Here is a 15065-nt window from a genome sequence, read left to right on the forward strand (position 1 = left end):
AACCATGAAAGCACTCGTCATCAACGGACCCAACCTCAACATGCTCGGCATTCGCGAGCCGGGCATCTATGGCAGCGACAACTACGACCGCTTAGTGCAGATTTGCCAGGAAGCGGGCGCTGCACAGGGCTTCGACGAGGTCGATGTCTTCCAGTCTAACCACGAGGGCAGCATCGTCGACAAGATCCAGGAGGCATACGGCAAGGTCGACGGCATCGTCATCAACCCGGCTGCCTACACGCATACGAGCGTCGCGATCCTCGACGCCCTCAAGGCTGTCGCCATCCCCGCTGTGGAGGTCCACATCAGCGCCGTCGAGACCCGCGAGGACTTCCGCCAGGTGAGCTACGCACGCCTGGCCTGCTTCGCCACCATTACGGGCGAAGGCCTGATGGGCTACGCCCACGCGCTGGAACTGCTGAAAGAGTATCTGCTACACTAATCCATGGGACTAAATAATCAGGTTTGTTTGTCCCAAAGCTTAAGTAGCTGTCCAATTGACATACAAAGGAGCATATCCATGTCCCAGTACGATTACCTAGTCGTCGGCGCCGGCCTCTCTGGCGCCGTCTTCGCCAACGCCGCCAAGCGCGCCGGCAAGTCGGTCCTGGTCATCGACCGCCGCGACCACATCGCCGGCAACATCTACACCGAGGACGTCGAGGGCATCCAGGTCCACCGTTACGGCGCCCACATCTTCCACACCTCCATGAAGGACGTCTGGGACTACGTCAACCGCTTCGCCGAGTTCAACAACTACGTCAACTCGCCGGTAGCCAACTTCCACGGCAACATGTACAACATGCCCTTCAACATGAACACCTTCGCCAAGATGTGGCCGGGCGTCGTCACGCCGGCAGACGCCAAGGCCAAGATCGCCGAGCAGGTGGCCGCCGAGAACATCGGAGAGCCGCAGAACCTGGAAGAGCAGGCGCTGTCCCTTGTGGGCCGCGACATCTTCGAGACGCTCGTGAAGGGCTACACCGAGAAGCAGTGGGGCCGCGACTGCCGCGACCTGCCCGCGAGCATCATAAAGCGCCTCCCCTGCCGCTTCACCTACGACAACAACTACTTCAACGACCGCTACCAGGGCATCCCCATGGGCGGCTACACCAAGATGGTCGCCAACATGCTCGAGGGCGTCGAGGTGCGCTGCGGCGTGGAGTACAAGGAGCTGGTCGCCGCCGAGCCCGATATCGCCGCCAAGACGATCTACTGCGGCCCCATCGACGCGTTCTACGACTTTAAGCTGGGCACGCTCGAGTACCGCAGCCTGCGCTTTGAGACCGAGACGCTCAACGAGCAGGACCACCAGGGCGTGGCCGTGGTCAACTACACCGAGCGCGAGGTCCCCTACACCCGCATCATCGAGCACAAGCACTTCGAGTTCGGCACGCAGGACAAGACCGTCATCACTCGAGAGTACCCGGCCGACTGGAAGCCCGGCGACGAGCCCTACTACCCCATCAACGACGCCAAGAACGAGGCCCTCTACAAGCAGTACGAGGAGCTGGCTGCGCAGGAGGGCGACGTGGTCTTTGCCGGTCGTCTGGGCGGCTACAAGTACTACGACATGGACAAGGCCATCGCCGCAGCCTTCGAACTCGTCCGCAACGAGCTGGGCGTGGAACCGACTAAGGCGTAAGAGCCCAACAGCCAAAGGCTGATAGCCATTCTGGGATGTAGAAAGTCCGGTGCAGCATCGCTGCACCGGACTTATTGTTGAGGGAGCACTGCACGCGCACGCGTCCCAAAAAGCAAAGACCCGGCATTATACCGGGTCTTCAAAAACTCTCTGGTGCTCCATGGCGGATTCGAACCGTCGACCTTGGGATTAGAAGTCCCCTGCTCTATCCAACTGAGCTAATGGAGCATAAAAGCCGAGTGGCCAAGCGGGTACAAGTTCACACGGCTGATAAATTATAACCTACTTGAACTGGTCGTGGTATGCCTTGCAGACCTCGTCCACGGGACCATCCATGCGAAGGTCGCCCTTCTCGATCCATACGGCACGCTGGCAAATACGCTCAACCTGCTCCATGGAGTGAGAAACGAACAAGACCGTGACGTCGCCGCTCTCAATAAAGTGCTGAATGCGGCGCTCACACTTCTGCTGGAAAAAGACATCGCCAACAGAAAGGGTCTCATCGACAATCAAGATATCGGGCTCGGTAATCGTGGCGATAGCAAAGGCGATACGCGCAACCATACCCGAAGAAAAGTTCTTCAAGGGCATGTCAACGAAGTCTTTAAGCTCGGCGAACTCAATAATCTCGTCAAAACTAGCATCGATAAACTCCTTGGTATAGCCAAGCAGCGCACCGTTCAGATAGATGTTCTCACGAGCCGTAAGCTCCGGGTCAAAGCCAGCACCAAGCTCAATCAGCGGCGCAATATTGCCGTGAACCTTAACCTCACCTTCGCTGGGCTCCAAAACGCCAGCGATGATCTTGAGCATCGTAGACTTGCCGGAACCGTTAGTACCAACAAGGCCAATGACCTCGCCGCGATGCACATCAAATGAAATGTGCTTAAGCGCACGGAATTCCTCAAAGAACAGCTCATGTTTTGCGAGCTTAATAAAATACTCTTTGAGGTTCGTAAGCGACTCGGACGCCATGTTAAAGATCATGGTGACGTCTTTGACCTCAACAGCAAGGGGCTGCTTGCTGTAATCAATAGCAGATTCAGTCATAAACAGCGCTCCTTAGATGTAGAGGATAAACTTGTGCTCGGTCTTGTGAAAGACGGCGTAACCAATAGCAAGAGCAAGAATAGCCCAAACAACACACAGCCCAAAGGTAAGCGCAGAAGGCACGGTATTAAACAGGAAGATATCACGCATAAACTGGAGGTAGTTGTACATGGGATTCACAACCACAAGGACCTGGATCCAATGTGCCATTTGGCTAATGAAGTCGGTTGTCCAGAAAATCGGCGTCAGATACATCCAGGCCGTGATAACAACGGTCCACAGGTGCATAACATCGCGGAAAAAAACCGCCAGCGCAGACAGCATCATGCCCAAGCCCATGCAGAAACACATGAGCAGGAGCAAGCAAACCGGCAGCAGAATTAAATGCCAGGTGGGAAGCACGTGGAACCAAAGCATAACCAAGGCGACGGCAACCAAAGAGAAGGCGAAGTTAACGAGCGAGAACAGCACCTTCTGCACCGGAAAGACCCAACGGTGCACCTTAACCTTCTTAAGCAGAGAGGAAGCCCAAATGATGGACATAAGCGCTTGGTTCGTCGACTCGGACATGACGGAGAACGTAATGTTACCGACAATCAGATACAACGGATACATTTCGGGCGTAATTGACCCATTACGGCTCTGGCCAAAAATCGTCGAGAACACAATCGACATAACAACCATCATCAACAGCGGATTGAGGACGGACCATGCCACACCCAGAACGCTGCGACGATATTTGATTTTAAAATCTTTGGTGACAAGCTGCTTAAGAATGAACTTGTCCTTTTCAAAATCATTTTTAGCGTGAGAGGCCGGTTTAGCCACCGCTTTCTGACTCTCTACATTGTCAGCCACGGACCATCTCCTTGTCTCGCAAAACATAACAGTGGAAAGTATAGCCCTCCAGCGCAGGCGATAACCCACCGCAACAAATCTGGAGAACTAACCCATATCTAACCATATCTAACCGTGAGGGCGGTCGATAGGTATACTTTTGACCAGTTAAGTCGTAAGGAAGGCCCAGCATGGACTACTCGAATATCGCCGTCATTATCCCCTGCTATAACGAAGCGCTGACGATTGGCAAAGTTGTCGACGATTTTCATCGAGAGCTGCCCGGCGCAGTTGTCTACGTTTACGACAACAACTCGTCCGATGATACTTCACAAATCGCCGAGCAGCACGGGGCCACGGTGCGTCATGAGCCCAGGCAGGGCAAAGGCAACGTGTGCCGCCAAATGTTCCGCGATATCGATGCCGAATGCTACTTGATGGTCGACGGCGACGATACATACCCTGCCGGAGCCGCCAAGTCACTCTGCAATCCCATCCTTAACGGCGAGGCAGACATGACCGTCGGCGACCGCCTGTCAAACGGCACCTATGCCGAAGAGAATAAGAGGGCCTTCCACGGCTTTGGCAACAACCTCGTTCGAGCCATGATCAAATGGATTTACGGCTATAGCTTCGACGACGTGATGACAGGCTATCGAGCCATGAGCAAGCCTTTCGTCAAGACCTTCCCCGTTTTGAGTGAGGGCTTCCAGATCGAAACCGAGCTTTCCATCCACGCCGTCGACCACCGTTGGCGCATTCAAGACGTGCCAGTGGAGTATCGAGACCGGCCTGCGGGCTCTGAATCCAAACTCAATACAGTCAGCGACGGCATCAAGGTCATCGCAATGATCGGAACGCTCTTTAAAGACTATCGTCCGCTCAAGTTCTTTAGTCTTATTGCGATCATCTTTGCCATCATTGGGTTCGCTCTCGGTATACCGATTGTTGCAGAATACTTCCAAACCGGCCTTGTGGCACGCTTCCCTACCGCCATTCTTGCCGTCTCGTTCATGTTCCTATGTGGACTGAGCCTGGCAACGGGACTTATCCTCGACTCAGTTGCGAAAGTCGAAAGAAAGCAATGGGAGTTGCAGGTTTATAAGACGCACGGTTCAAAGGTGCGTTAGTTTTAACTGATTCAAGCCATATAGGCGCTTGCGTTAGATATTGCCTCCGTTCATGTTGATACCCAAGAGGCAAGATGCTCTCACTTATCGAATAAAAACTGCGGCGAGCAACGGGGATTGTTTAAGGACAAGAGATGCATCCACTAGCTAAAAGACTTCAATTGCCAGTTCACGTTCTTTTACTGTATTTTTCAATTTATGTATTCACTCAATACACCTTCGGCTATTCGCTCCCTCTTGTTGCGGCGCTCCTCACACTTGCGCTATTTATTTGTTGTCATAAGCATTCTCTTAAGAACGACAAAGGCTCTCAAAACAAAACAAAGTGGCGAGGCAGCGATTCACTAATGATCTTCGCGCTAGTTCTTCTCGCTTTCTCTTTGGTGCTCGGTCATCACATTCGCATAGGCGAAAATACCTATGCAGGAACAATAGCTGAAAACTACATTGAGCCATATACATGGTTCGACGCCGTTGCTTATATTTGCATCCTCTATGTTCTGATGCTGATAGCACGTACGATCACCCATATAACGACCGATTATCGCTTGAAAAACGCAAGCGGAACTGCGGTGAAAGTCTTATCTATTCCCCCTAAGCCCTTCTTTATTGCATCAGCCACCATAGCTGCCCTCTGGCTCCCCTACCTTTTGACATATTGGCCGGGCTTAATTTTTGGGGATACGCTAAGCTCCCTTAATCAAATATTCGGCGCGCCGTTGTCTAATCACCATCCTATTGTGTTTACACTTACAATGAAACTTTGCATACAGGTTGCGTCATTTATCGGTTTAAGTCGCACTTCCGGCATTGCGCTCTATACGATTCTTCAGATGGCATTTATGGCAATCTGCCTGGGTTATCTAGCAGTTTGGTTTATAGAACGCCTTGGCATCCGAAAGCAATTTGTTTGGCTTATGGTCGCCGTATTTGGCATATCACCTTATATTGCCACATATTCAATTGCGCTCTGGAAAGACCCCGTGTTCTCATGCTCCATTTGCATAATTTGCGTCATTCTCGCTGATGCAGTACTGGCTAGAAAAGTCGCCCTATCACAATTACAAAAAATCACACTTTGCCTTCTCTCGCTTTTGGCGATGCTGTTCCGAAATAACGGAGTCTATATTGTTTTTGCATTGGTCCTGCTATTAACAGCGGTCTCCATCGTATCCCGTGTCCGAAAGCAATCATACGGGTACGCCTCAATTCTCCTTCCGCTATTTTTATCGCTTGCGGCTTATTTAATTATCTCTGGACCCGTATATTCTGCATTGCACGTAGTTCCAACAGAAAAGGTTGAGTCACTGGGAATCCCCCTCAATCAGATGGCGCGCGTCGTAGCCCTCAACGGCGATATGTCCGACTCCGATCGAGCATATATGGACAGCCTTCTTCCACTCGATCAATATAAAGATAAATATCGTCCCACGTGTACCGACTTGCTTAAGTGGGACCCAGAGTTTAACTCAGAACCACTGAATAATAATTTCTGGTCACATTGGACTTCGATGATGCTTCGTAATCCCAAAGTATATTTCGAAGCATGGGAGATGCAAACGTTTGGATATTGGGCCATCAATGTTCCAGCAGCGGCTCAATACACCGCAAATATTCATGCCGGAGTTCCACGCAATGTAAATCTTGAGTACGGAATTGGTTATGATATTAGTAGCAAAAATCTCTTAAGTCTCGACAGCTTTCGAAACGCTTTGCCCTTATCTTCATATTCGATTTCCGGCGGATTGGTTTTCTGGATTCTAATATTCGCGTGCACCATATTGATTCTTAACAAAAAATGGCAATGGATATTACCCGTTCTTCCACTGCTACTTTTATACGGAACGCTCCTTGTCGCGAGTCCTATCTGGTATTGGCCCAGATACATCTTTGCGGCACAGTTGGCACTTCCGGTTGTGATTGCATTGCTGTACCGAGCAGTTATTACCAATGGGGCACACAAGTCGAGAGCGACGCAATAAGCCTCACTTCAATATAAGAAGAGGCCTGGACTGAGTCCGGGCCTCTTCTTATTAAAGTCCCAAGTACTTTTCCCAGAACTCTCGCGAAGTCATGTACGGCATGGCATCTTTCCATGCCCCCCTGACGCTCTTGCCCTCTTTACGATATCGCGCCATCAGTTCGTGCTCTCGACGGCGAATGCTCTTGAACCGTGCTCGATCCATCGTGCGGACCGACCCCTTCTCGCGAGTCGGATCAAGAAAGACCAGCGTCTTGCAGCGCGTCGAATTGCCTTCAAGCGTACAGCTGCCATTCTTAACTGCATAGCCGGGCTTTCCGCGCAACAGCGCATCGGGAAGATAGTGCTTGTCGTAAGGAATAGATCTCCAATACTTCATGAATTTTGAAGGATGGAATTCCAGATTAACATTAGCAAGCACTTGCTCCGTAACTCCGGCCTTGCGAAGAAGCTCTGGATCCATTTCGGAAACAGGAATCAGTTTTTCGTTTAACTTACCCTTGCCGATCATCGTCGCGGCGCCATCGAGCTTCTGGAGATACTCAGGGCCACGCAGATAATCCTCAAAGCCATCGAGAATAAACTCGGCAGCCTGATAGTCCATATCGCGCAAGTTCTGACGTACCCCTCGCTGAATACGAAGGACAAACATCTTCTCATCAGCACAATCATCGAGAGCAATCATAGCGAAGAAGTTGCGGAAGTACTGGTAGCAATCAACCGAAGCACGGAAACGCCCCTCAAAACTTGCGTGCCACACGCAAATGCAATTCATGGTCATATAGACAGGCTTATTGCGCATGCCAAATTCAACGTCGTCACAGCGGATAAAGAAAGGCATGGGAAGGCCGTTCTTTTCGATAGCCTTCACCGGAATGCAGCTATACCACCAAGCTCCATAGGCCTGGTCAACCTCAACACTCGTACGCTCGTTTTCGAGAATGTCAGCCAGCTTGCCAACATTCAGATCATCTTTTACGCGACGATAGGCACCGGTGGTCGCCACATACGAGACATCCTCAAACTGACGAGTTGGGTCCTCCATCGAAAGCATGGCACCGTTAATAAAGGCATCCTTATATTTGCCCCTAGCAAGAGAGAGCAGGTTAAACGTACGAATCAAACTCTCGGGCATGATAGAGACATCGTCATCCATCAAAATGATATGGGTGAACTGACTAGGAGCTTCAGTGGCCGCCATCATTCCACGTGCGAATCCTCCCGAACCGCCCGTATTGGGATTCGGAAGCACGGTGACTAGCTCATCGGAAAGTGATGCAGAATCGAGCGTCTGGCCATTGTCGACGACAAACATGTGGAAGTGGTCACAAATCGGACCGTCCTCTTTGGAGATGCCGGTTTTAACGAGTTCAATGTTTGGAAGAATATATCGTTCATTCTTAAATGTGGTAGTAGAAAGAGCAAGATTGATCGGGTTAACGGAGTCCTCAGGAACATCAGTCAGATAAGAGGCGTTCAAGAGATCTACGGAATAGCCCTCATCACTCTCAATCCTAAAACCGATCAAGTCGTAGCCAGTTATATCGATATCAATATCGAGAACGCAAGGATCCACTTGATCGCTATCAAAAGGATTCGATTTAAGCTCGACAGGATTCAGCTCGCCAGGCCTTACTCCATGAACCACAACCCGGCCTCTGCCAAATAAAGTCATATGCAAGACAACGCCGTCAACAGACGCATATTGATTCCATTTACCAGCAGATAAGCCATTCACATACGTCAGAAAGTCAACGTGTCCATTGACATGAAGTGAATGAAGGTCGTCATCATACGAAGCATCACCGGAGATTACGCGATAGTAGAGTTCGGGAAAATCCTTTGCATGCTTTTCAACTTTAAGTACAACATTCGCAAGTTTAAACTGCATTTTAAATACCTTAATCAAAGCCGTTGTAACTATTAATTACATTCGTCGACAAACCTTGCCATTGCGGAGCGAACATCGGGATCAGACAAAACATCCTTTGCAAAATGATCATGCCCACAGATGTCCATTGGCATGTAAGGCCATCCAGGGAAACAATCATCCGCAACTCCCTCAGCGTTCGAAGGAATTGAAAAGGAGAAATCCTCAAAAGTATGCTTACCGACGGGCAAGATATCGTTATGGTCCCAGATGATTTTCCGCTTTGGTGCATTAAACATATTGTCTATTGCGTATGCAAAATCGCCACAAGGATCACTAGTCAACAAGCAGAGTTCATGAGCCTTGTCATTAAATTGATCAAATACTTCCTGAACTCGATCGACATCCGCCTTAGTTATGGCAGCCCTCTGCGTCTTTAGGTCAACATCTCCGCATTGAACACAATAACCGCTCTCGGGATGGAACATCCAAGGATTGTCTCTCCAAAAACTGAAATCACGTTCATGCTGGTCAAAGAAATCCATAAGCTCAATTCTGAGTTGCCTAAGCCGATCGTTCGCGCGCTTAGAATTCTCGGCAGCCCAGTCATAAATCGAAATGTCTACAAAACAAGGTATAAGCGGGTTGGTGGAACAAAAACGAACTTGACGGCACTTTACAAACCAGTCGTATACAAGGGTGACTTGATAATCAGGATCATCTTTTAAGACGGTAGCAAGCTTATCCACATCGGACCTAATCATGCAGATGTCAATGTCATCATCCCAAGGAATAAAACCCGAACGAGACAAGGTCCCCACAAGAGAGCCGTAAGAAAGCCAATATTGGATATTATTGGCATCGCAAATCGCATCTAGTTTACTCATCAAGGCAGCGTTAGCCTGCTGCATCAATCGAATATCGCCCTCGGCGTCCGGTAACGCATCAAAGATTTTGCAACGGAGCTCAAAAGGAGTGATATCGGGGTACGCACGTCGTGCCAACAATTCAAAGAGAAGGGCCATCTGCTCTGACAGACTTTGTTGGCGTTTCTTGAGCAATTCAATTTCTGGAAATAACCGAGTATCGAATTTGTAATTGATATTCATATTGATACCGTTATCGGCCTGCTCAATACGGGCAAAAATCTCGTCAAAACGACGGTCCATATCCTCATGCATAGCATGCAATGATCGGGATGAGCCGGGAAGAATCTTTTTAATAGCAGAAAGCAAGGACATGGCTTAACCTTCCCAACGACAAACAATGTACGAAGCACAATTACTCTTATGATACAAAAGAATGAGTGGGTCCCACTTTGAAACCCACTCACATGAAGACTACTCCGACGCCTCTTTCAAATACTGTTTCCAGAAATCGATCGAAGTAAAGACATCTCTATACGAAGCGTATTCGGCATAAATCTTATCTTTGTTACGCTTGAATACCTTCTCGGCTTTACGAAAACGAGTCCAAACCTCTTTGAATCGTTTCTTATCCATATGCCTAATGGCGCCCTTTTTATTAGGCATATCTACCACAATAAGCGTGTCAACATCCCTGATTTTACCGGCGGGATAAACCCATCCCGCAGCGTCGATGACAGCAACTTTGCCTCTGCGCCTAGCGGAGTCGTTAACAAAACGGTGGCCATTAATGGTCAGATAATCCTTAAATGCCTGGAGCCTAGACCTGTCGCCCCCAAGGCTCAAATTGCCAAAAGTCAGTTGCGTCAAGTCGACACCCAGTTCTAATGCCTGAGGGATGAGCTGCTCGATGGGAATCAACTGTTCCCTTTCACGATTTGCCGCCATAAAGCGGGATTCAGCGACAGGATGAGAAATCCACTCGGGACCTCTCATAAAATCTTCAAGGCCCTTTACCGCAAGAAGAGCGTCATCGTAGTCAAATTTCTTCAGGTCGAGTTCGACCTCACGACGAATCTCATAAAGAAAATCAGCAAGGGGCGCAACGCCGGTCGTCGCTTGGCTAATCAGCGTATTTCGGCTCACCTGATAACGCTCCACAGCGGCACTGTACTTAAACTTAAAAGAATTATGCCAAACACAAATACCATTCATGGACATGAACCTAGGCTTACAGCGAAGCGCGTACTCGGCGTCATCCGAACGAACAAATAAAGGCAAAGGCAGCCCCTCGCGCTCAATCGTTGCGGTAGGTATAACGCAATACCACCAGCCAGCATACTGTTGGGCAGTGTCCTCATAAAGGCCAGTTGGGGCCTTATATATCTCGGTCTCAACTACATCATGAAGTGAAGTCATGTAGCCTTCAGGCTTAAGGGGAGAAAAAGTTCCCTTAGCAGTAAAGAACCCCAAATCCTCGGTACGCAAATTGGGCTCTTCCAAGCTCATCATGGCGCCCGATAAAAAGGCGTTAACGTATTCTTCTTTGAGAAGAGAAAGCAGGTTGAACGTACGGATAAAGCTCTCGGGAAGAACCTCAACATCGTCATCCATCAGGAGAACATGAGTCGCTTTAGGATTCTGCTCCAGTGCCTCAATCATGCCACGAGCAAACCCACCGGAACCGCCAACATTTGGATTAGGATGAATCGAAATACGATCCGATCCAGAGTTGCAGTCTAACGATCTGCCGTTGTCGACAACATGGACATGAAAATGTTCCGAAATTGGCTCTTTACCAGAAAGAACCCCCTCTTTAATGAGATTCAGATTGTTAAGGACGTACTGTTCTTTTTTAAATGTCGTAATAGCAAGAGCTAATTCGATTGGATGAATGCAGCAAGGATCAACGTCTGCATAATAATAGGCATCATCAAGCGTCAAATCGCCGGCACTTTCAATGCTGAAGGAATGTAGTGTTTCACCAGTCTGCTCGGTAATTTCGATATCAACGGAAGCCCAAACATCAGAAGAAGGGAAACTGCGATTGGAGTTCGAAACAACACGGGAGTTCCAATCAAGATTACCAGCAGTCCTCTCCTGAAGATCAAAACCGGCACCCCGATATTTGAAATGAAGATAATAAGACTCAGCATTCGAGTACTCTTTCCATTTCAATATAGAAAGAGAATTAAAATAAGTAGAAAAATCAATCCAAGAAGAACCAAGCAATCTCAGAGAAGATGGAGAATCAGAAATCGCCCTACCGGCCAGTTCTCTAAAAGCGAGAGTCGGGAATTGATCAAGCGCCTGATTACCACTGAAGATGAGATTCGCCAACTTAAACTGCATGAAGCTCCAATTTCAATTGATACTAAAACAATAATTACTCTAAATCGATTCGATACAGCCTAGAATGCCCCGATTTTTTTAATAGTGTAAACCCAGGAGTCTTATCGCCGATCGACTCGATGCCGTCCCAGTCATCAGGGTTATACGTAAAAACATGACCTCTAGATTTACAATTATCGAAATCGAGCAATAGTACATAATGGGCACCGGTTGTCTTAACGGCCTGTCTTATCTCGGAATCCGACCCAATCTTATAGAGTCCATGTCTTATGGCCCTACTGGCGATCGACTCGTTAGGGTCATTCTCGGGAGAGCTGTTTAAAGAACGATAATACACCTGAATATCGGAAGACCCATAAAGAAAAGCTGATCCGTCGTAGGGCGAATTTAAAACAACGGAATCGCCGACGATCTCTTTTACTGAAGATGCAAACTCGAGCTCATTCGCATTTAGTTCTTCAAAATTGCTCATGTCATAGTTCTGTTTAATAACGTTCCTGGTTTTACCAAATACGGTTTCAACGTTAAACAAACCAGGTATCTGAAAAGAAGGATAGAAAACTACAGCGACGAACAACACCACAAAAATGGCGGGATAGAGTCTATTAAGTGGACCAACTGGCTGTTGTTTGCCGCCACAAAGACTCTTCCTTAGCAAATCAAAAAGAACTAAGGCGCCAAAGACGGCCAAGGGAAACGCTGCAAGAGTACACAACGTAGCTGTTCTGTAAGGATCCGTATACCAAAATCCAGCAAGCCACGGTTTAAACGCAGCCTCCGAAGCTCCAGTTGAAAAATGGATAACCAACGTGAGAATATAGGAAATTGACATCCAACGGAGCTCACCATGCTCCAGACTGTAAACAACTCCCACGATAACGAATAAGCCAAGCAACAAATTGCTAGGCGCATCCGGAGAATACGATTGACAGAGAAAATTGACCAACATTTGCGAAGCCGATGCATAGTGATTCCAGCTAACGCTAATAACTCCATGCATCATAGGTAAATTAAATGCAACGATCCAGGCTGCAACAAAACAGGCAGATAAACCGAACGCAACCGCAAACGACTTAAACGGAGCCAGATTCTTCGCTATGCAAAAGCTATATACCCTTGCAACTGCATACGGAAGCAATAAAACACCAACAGAAAAAATCCCATTGGGCTGAAGCAAGAATAGGTCGAATAACCCGAAAAGAAATAAAATGGCCAACAACAATCTGTTTTGGATAGAAAGGCCTTCATCCTTAGTTAAGCTCAAAAATAAAGAACAGACTGAGCATACGAGGCAAAAGGCGGCTAGATTTGAATATAGGACACCGAAGGTAAGAAGTCTCCACGGGAACGCATAGGCAGAAATGCAAATTAAAGCCCCCAAAGCGAGATAAGTGTGTTTTTCAGTAATAGCGCTCAGCAACGAAAAGCAGCTCATCGGAAATACGAAAGCAACGAACGCAAAATTTACTGCGTTAATGGCGACGGCAGCGCTAACAGAAAGAACGTTACATACTAATGCGCAAATAACGTGCCATGCAGCAGGATAAAATCCAGCTTCAGTAGAACCGTACCCAGGAACGGTTGGGTAAACACTTATTCCCACAGGAGAATAGCAGCCAGTTGTGGCAAGAGCATGAATCTCATTGAGATGATACGAATTGTCTATCGACACTGAAAAATAATCAGGCGAACCCAAAACAGTCACAAAGACATAAATAGCAGCAATAAACCCGATAACCAGGTACAGGGCTTGATGAAAATAAAGGTCTTTATTATTCAAATAACCAGAAGAAGAGCCCACAGGCATCTGAGCAGATCCCGCGTGGCGCCAGACAAAAGATGCGGCCAATACCAAAATCGGAATCGCTAACTCAAGGCCGATAAAAATCCATACGTTAACAGAATGAAATAACCTAGATGTAATTATGCCGGTTACGCAAACAATGAATATAGAAACAATTGGAGCGATTGCCAATTTTGGCAATCGGAGGCTTTTAAAAGAGGAAAGCAGAAGATATCCAGGAAAAACCAGAAGAAAGAAGGCGATTGCAATTGCGCCAATAAACGAAATCCAAATGCTCATAAATAATCCTATTACCTAAAAGAAGGTGCTATTTATCTAGTGCAACCGCTTGAGCAAGAGAGTTCAAGCGTTCCTCCAACTTGGCCAAGCGCAGTGAATTGCAGAAATCGCGAACAACGAGAACGGCAATCACATACAAAAACACTAAGTTTGAAGGCGAAACAAAACCAAATAGCGCCGAACAAGCGATTGCTATTTCAGGAAAAATGCCTAGTATCACAAAGCTCAAGCTAAACAACAGCCAAAAAAGCGAATCCAGAGCTTGCATCTGGGACTTCTTAAGCTTTCGGACTACAAATAACAAAACAACGGCAGCGCTGACAATTAGCAACACGCGAAGTGTTATAGACATAAACATCACCTAAACCACTGAACAATAAGAAGCGTCACGAATACCCGGAGCATATACTGCATAGACTTAACCGGATTTAAGTAGCTCTCGCCACCTTGACGTTCGCGCATCGAAACCTGGACTTCGGAGACCGAGTATCCTTGTTTTAAAAACAAAGCAAGTGACTCTGGCTCGGGATTAAGAGTGTTGTCGTAATAATATCTTTCGAGTACAGGGCGACTAAACAGCCTGAAACCAGATGTGGGATCACTAATGCGATGACCGGTCAATATCTTAATCAAAACTGTAATCATGCGTGAACCAACCATACGCATCGATTTATCTTTGCGTACAGTCAGGAACCTAGAACCGATGACGATATCTGAACCAGTATTTACCGCTTTCTCAACAAGAGCAGACAAATATTCCGGACGATGTTGCCCGTCAGCATCAAATTGAATCATATAGTCGTATTCATGATCAACGGCATATCGAGCTGCGGTCTGAAAACCAACTGTAAGGCCACAGTTGATAGGCATCGTAATGACTTTACAGCCCAACAAATCACATATTTCAGCCGTTCGGTCGCGGGAACCATCATTAATGATAATGAAATCAAACTCTGGAGCGACCGAACGGAGTTCTTTTACTGTGCCTTCAATGCACTCCTCTTCGTTATAAGCAGGAATCGCAATAAGCACATTCGATTTAGACGACAATCGAGCACCATTCTCTCGTGACAAAACAGTTGAACCTGAACAAGCAATCAATATATCTCATGAGTAATCAAGTCATATGATAATTATATATAGGTGGGGACTGCCTCACACCAGACGAGGGGAAGCACATGGACACCCGCATAGTAGACCTTGATTCTCATTTTCATTGCAACAGCCTCAGGACTCAGCGCAACGCGTTGC

The 15065-nt window shown here is 47.7% G+C and carries 12 protein-coding genes and 1 tRNA gene; 4 read left to right on the forward strand and 9 right to left on the reverse strand.

Going from position 1 to position 15065, the window contains the following annotated elements; all coding sequences use genetic code 11:
• Positions 1-4 precede the first annotated feature (4 nt).
• Together aroQ and glf are read left to right on the forward strand one after the other, a co-directional pair.
• Positions 5-442 carry a type II 3-dehydroquinate dehydratase gene (gene aroQ, locus DXC79_RS04435; protein ID WP_117635295.1) on the forward strand — a complete coding sequence of 146 codons (438 nt, stop codon included), beginning with the start codon at positions 5-7 and terminating at the stop codon, positions 440-442.
• A gap of 78 nt (positions 443-520) precedes the next feature.
• Positions 521-1645, forward strand: a complete 1125-nt coding sequence (gene glf, locus DXC79_RS04440) for a UDP-galactopyranose mutase (protein WP_117635296.1) — start codon at positions 521-523, stop codon at positions 1643-1645.
• A 151-nt stretch (positions 1646-1796) separates the two neighbouring features.
• On the opposite strand, the gene DXC79_RS04445 is transcribed toward glf, so the two are convergent.
• The 3 genes from DXC79_RS04445 to DXC79_RS04455 form a co-directional block, all read right to left on the reverse strand.
• Positions 1797-1873, reverse strand: a tRNA-Arg gene (locus DXC79_RS04445).
• 54 nt (positions 1874-1927) lie between these two features.
• A complete protein-coding gene (locus tag DXC79_RS04450; protein WP_117635297.1) occupies positions 1928-2695 on the reverse strand; it encodes an ABC transporter ATP-binding protein in 768 nt (255 codons plus the stop codon).
• A gap of 12 nt (positions 2696-2707) precedes the next feature.
• A complete protein-coding gene (locus tag DXC79_RS04455; protein ID WP_233502994.1) occupies positions 2708-3553 on the reverse strand; it encodes an ABC transporter permease in 846 nt (281 codons plus the stop codon).
• A gap of 170 nt (positions 3554-3723) precedes the next feature.
• Here DXC79_RS04455 and DXC79_RS04460 point away from each other — a divergent pair, with 170 nt between their 5' ends.
• Both DXC79_RS04460 and DXC79_RS04465 read left to right on the forward strand, forming a co-directional pair.
• On the forward strand, positions 3724-4662 hold the full coding sequence (locus DXC79_RS04460; RefSeq protein ID WP_117635299.1) for a glycosyltransferase family 2 protein: 939 nt from the start codon (positions 3724-3726) through the stop codon (positions 4660-4662).
• Positions 4663-4796: 134 nt separating this feature from the next.
• A complete protein-coding gene (locus DXC79_RS04465; protein WP_117635300.1) occupies positions 4797-6644 on the forward strand; it encodes a DUF6020 family protein in 1848 nt (615 codons plus the stop codon).
• Between the two features lie 51 nt (positions 6645-6695).
• Here the strand turns inward: DXC79_RS04465 and DXC79_RS04470 are convergent, their stop codons facing one another.
• From DXC79_RS04470 to DXC79_RS04495, 6 genes are all read right to left on the reverse strand, one after another.
• Positions 6696-8534, reverse strand: a complete 1839-nt coding sequence (locus tag DXC79_RS04470; protein ID WP_117635301.1) for a glycosyltransferase — start codon at positions 8532-8534, stop codon at positions 6696-6698.
• A 32-nt stretch (positions 8535-8566) separates the two neighbouring features.
• Positions 8567-9754, reverse strand: a complete 1188-nt coding sequence (locus tag DXC79_RS04475; protein WP_117635302.1) for a LicD family protein — start codon at positions 9752-9754, stop codon at positions 8567-8569.
• A 99-nt stretch (positions 9755-9853) separates the two neighbouring features.
• The gene (locus DXC79_RS04480) at positions 9854-11731 is read right to left on the reverse strand and encodes a glycosyltransferase (RefSeq protein WP_117635303.1); all 1878 of its coding nucleotides are present in this window, start codon (positions 11729-11731) and stop codon (positions 9854-9856) included.
• Positions 11732-11765: 34 nt separating this feature from the next.
• Positions 11766-13814 (reverse strand): DUF6541 family protein, encoded by a 2049-nt coding sequence (locus DXC79_RS10000; protein WP_147327479.1) that lies wholly within the window; start codon positions 13812-13814, stop codon positions 11766-11768.
• 28 nt (positions 13815-13842) lie between these two features.
• On the reverse strand, positions 13843-14166 hold the full coding sequence (locus DXC79_RS04490) for a DUF2304 domain-containing protein (protein WP_117635305.1): 324 nt from the start codon (positions 14164-14166) through the stop codon (positions 13843-13845).
• A gap of 5 nt (positions 14167-14171) precedes the next feature.
• The gene (locus DXC79_RS04495; RefSeq protein WP_117635306.1) at positions 14172-14864 is read right to left on the reverse strand and encodes a glycosyltransferase family 2 protein; all 693 of its coding nucleotides are present in this window, start codon (positions 14862-14864) and stop codon (positions 14172-14174) included.
• Positions 14865-15065: the final 201 nt, after the last annotated feature.

The sequence above is a fragment of the Collinsella sp. TF08-11AT genome (genome assembly GCF_003437035.1).
In the GTDB taxonomy this organism is placed as follows: Bacteria; Actinomycetota; Coriobacteriia; order Coriobacteriales; family Coriobacteriaceae; genus Collinsella.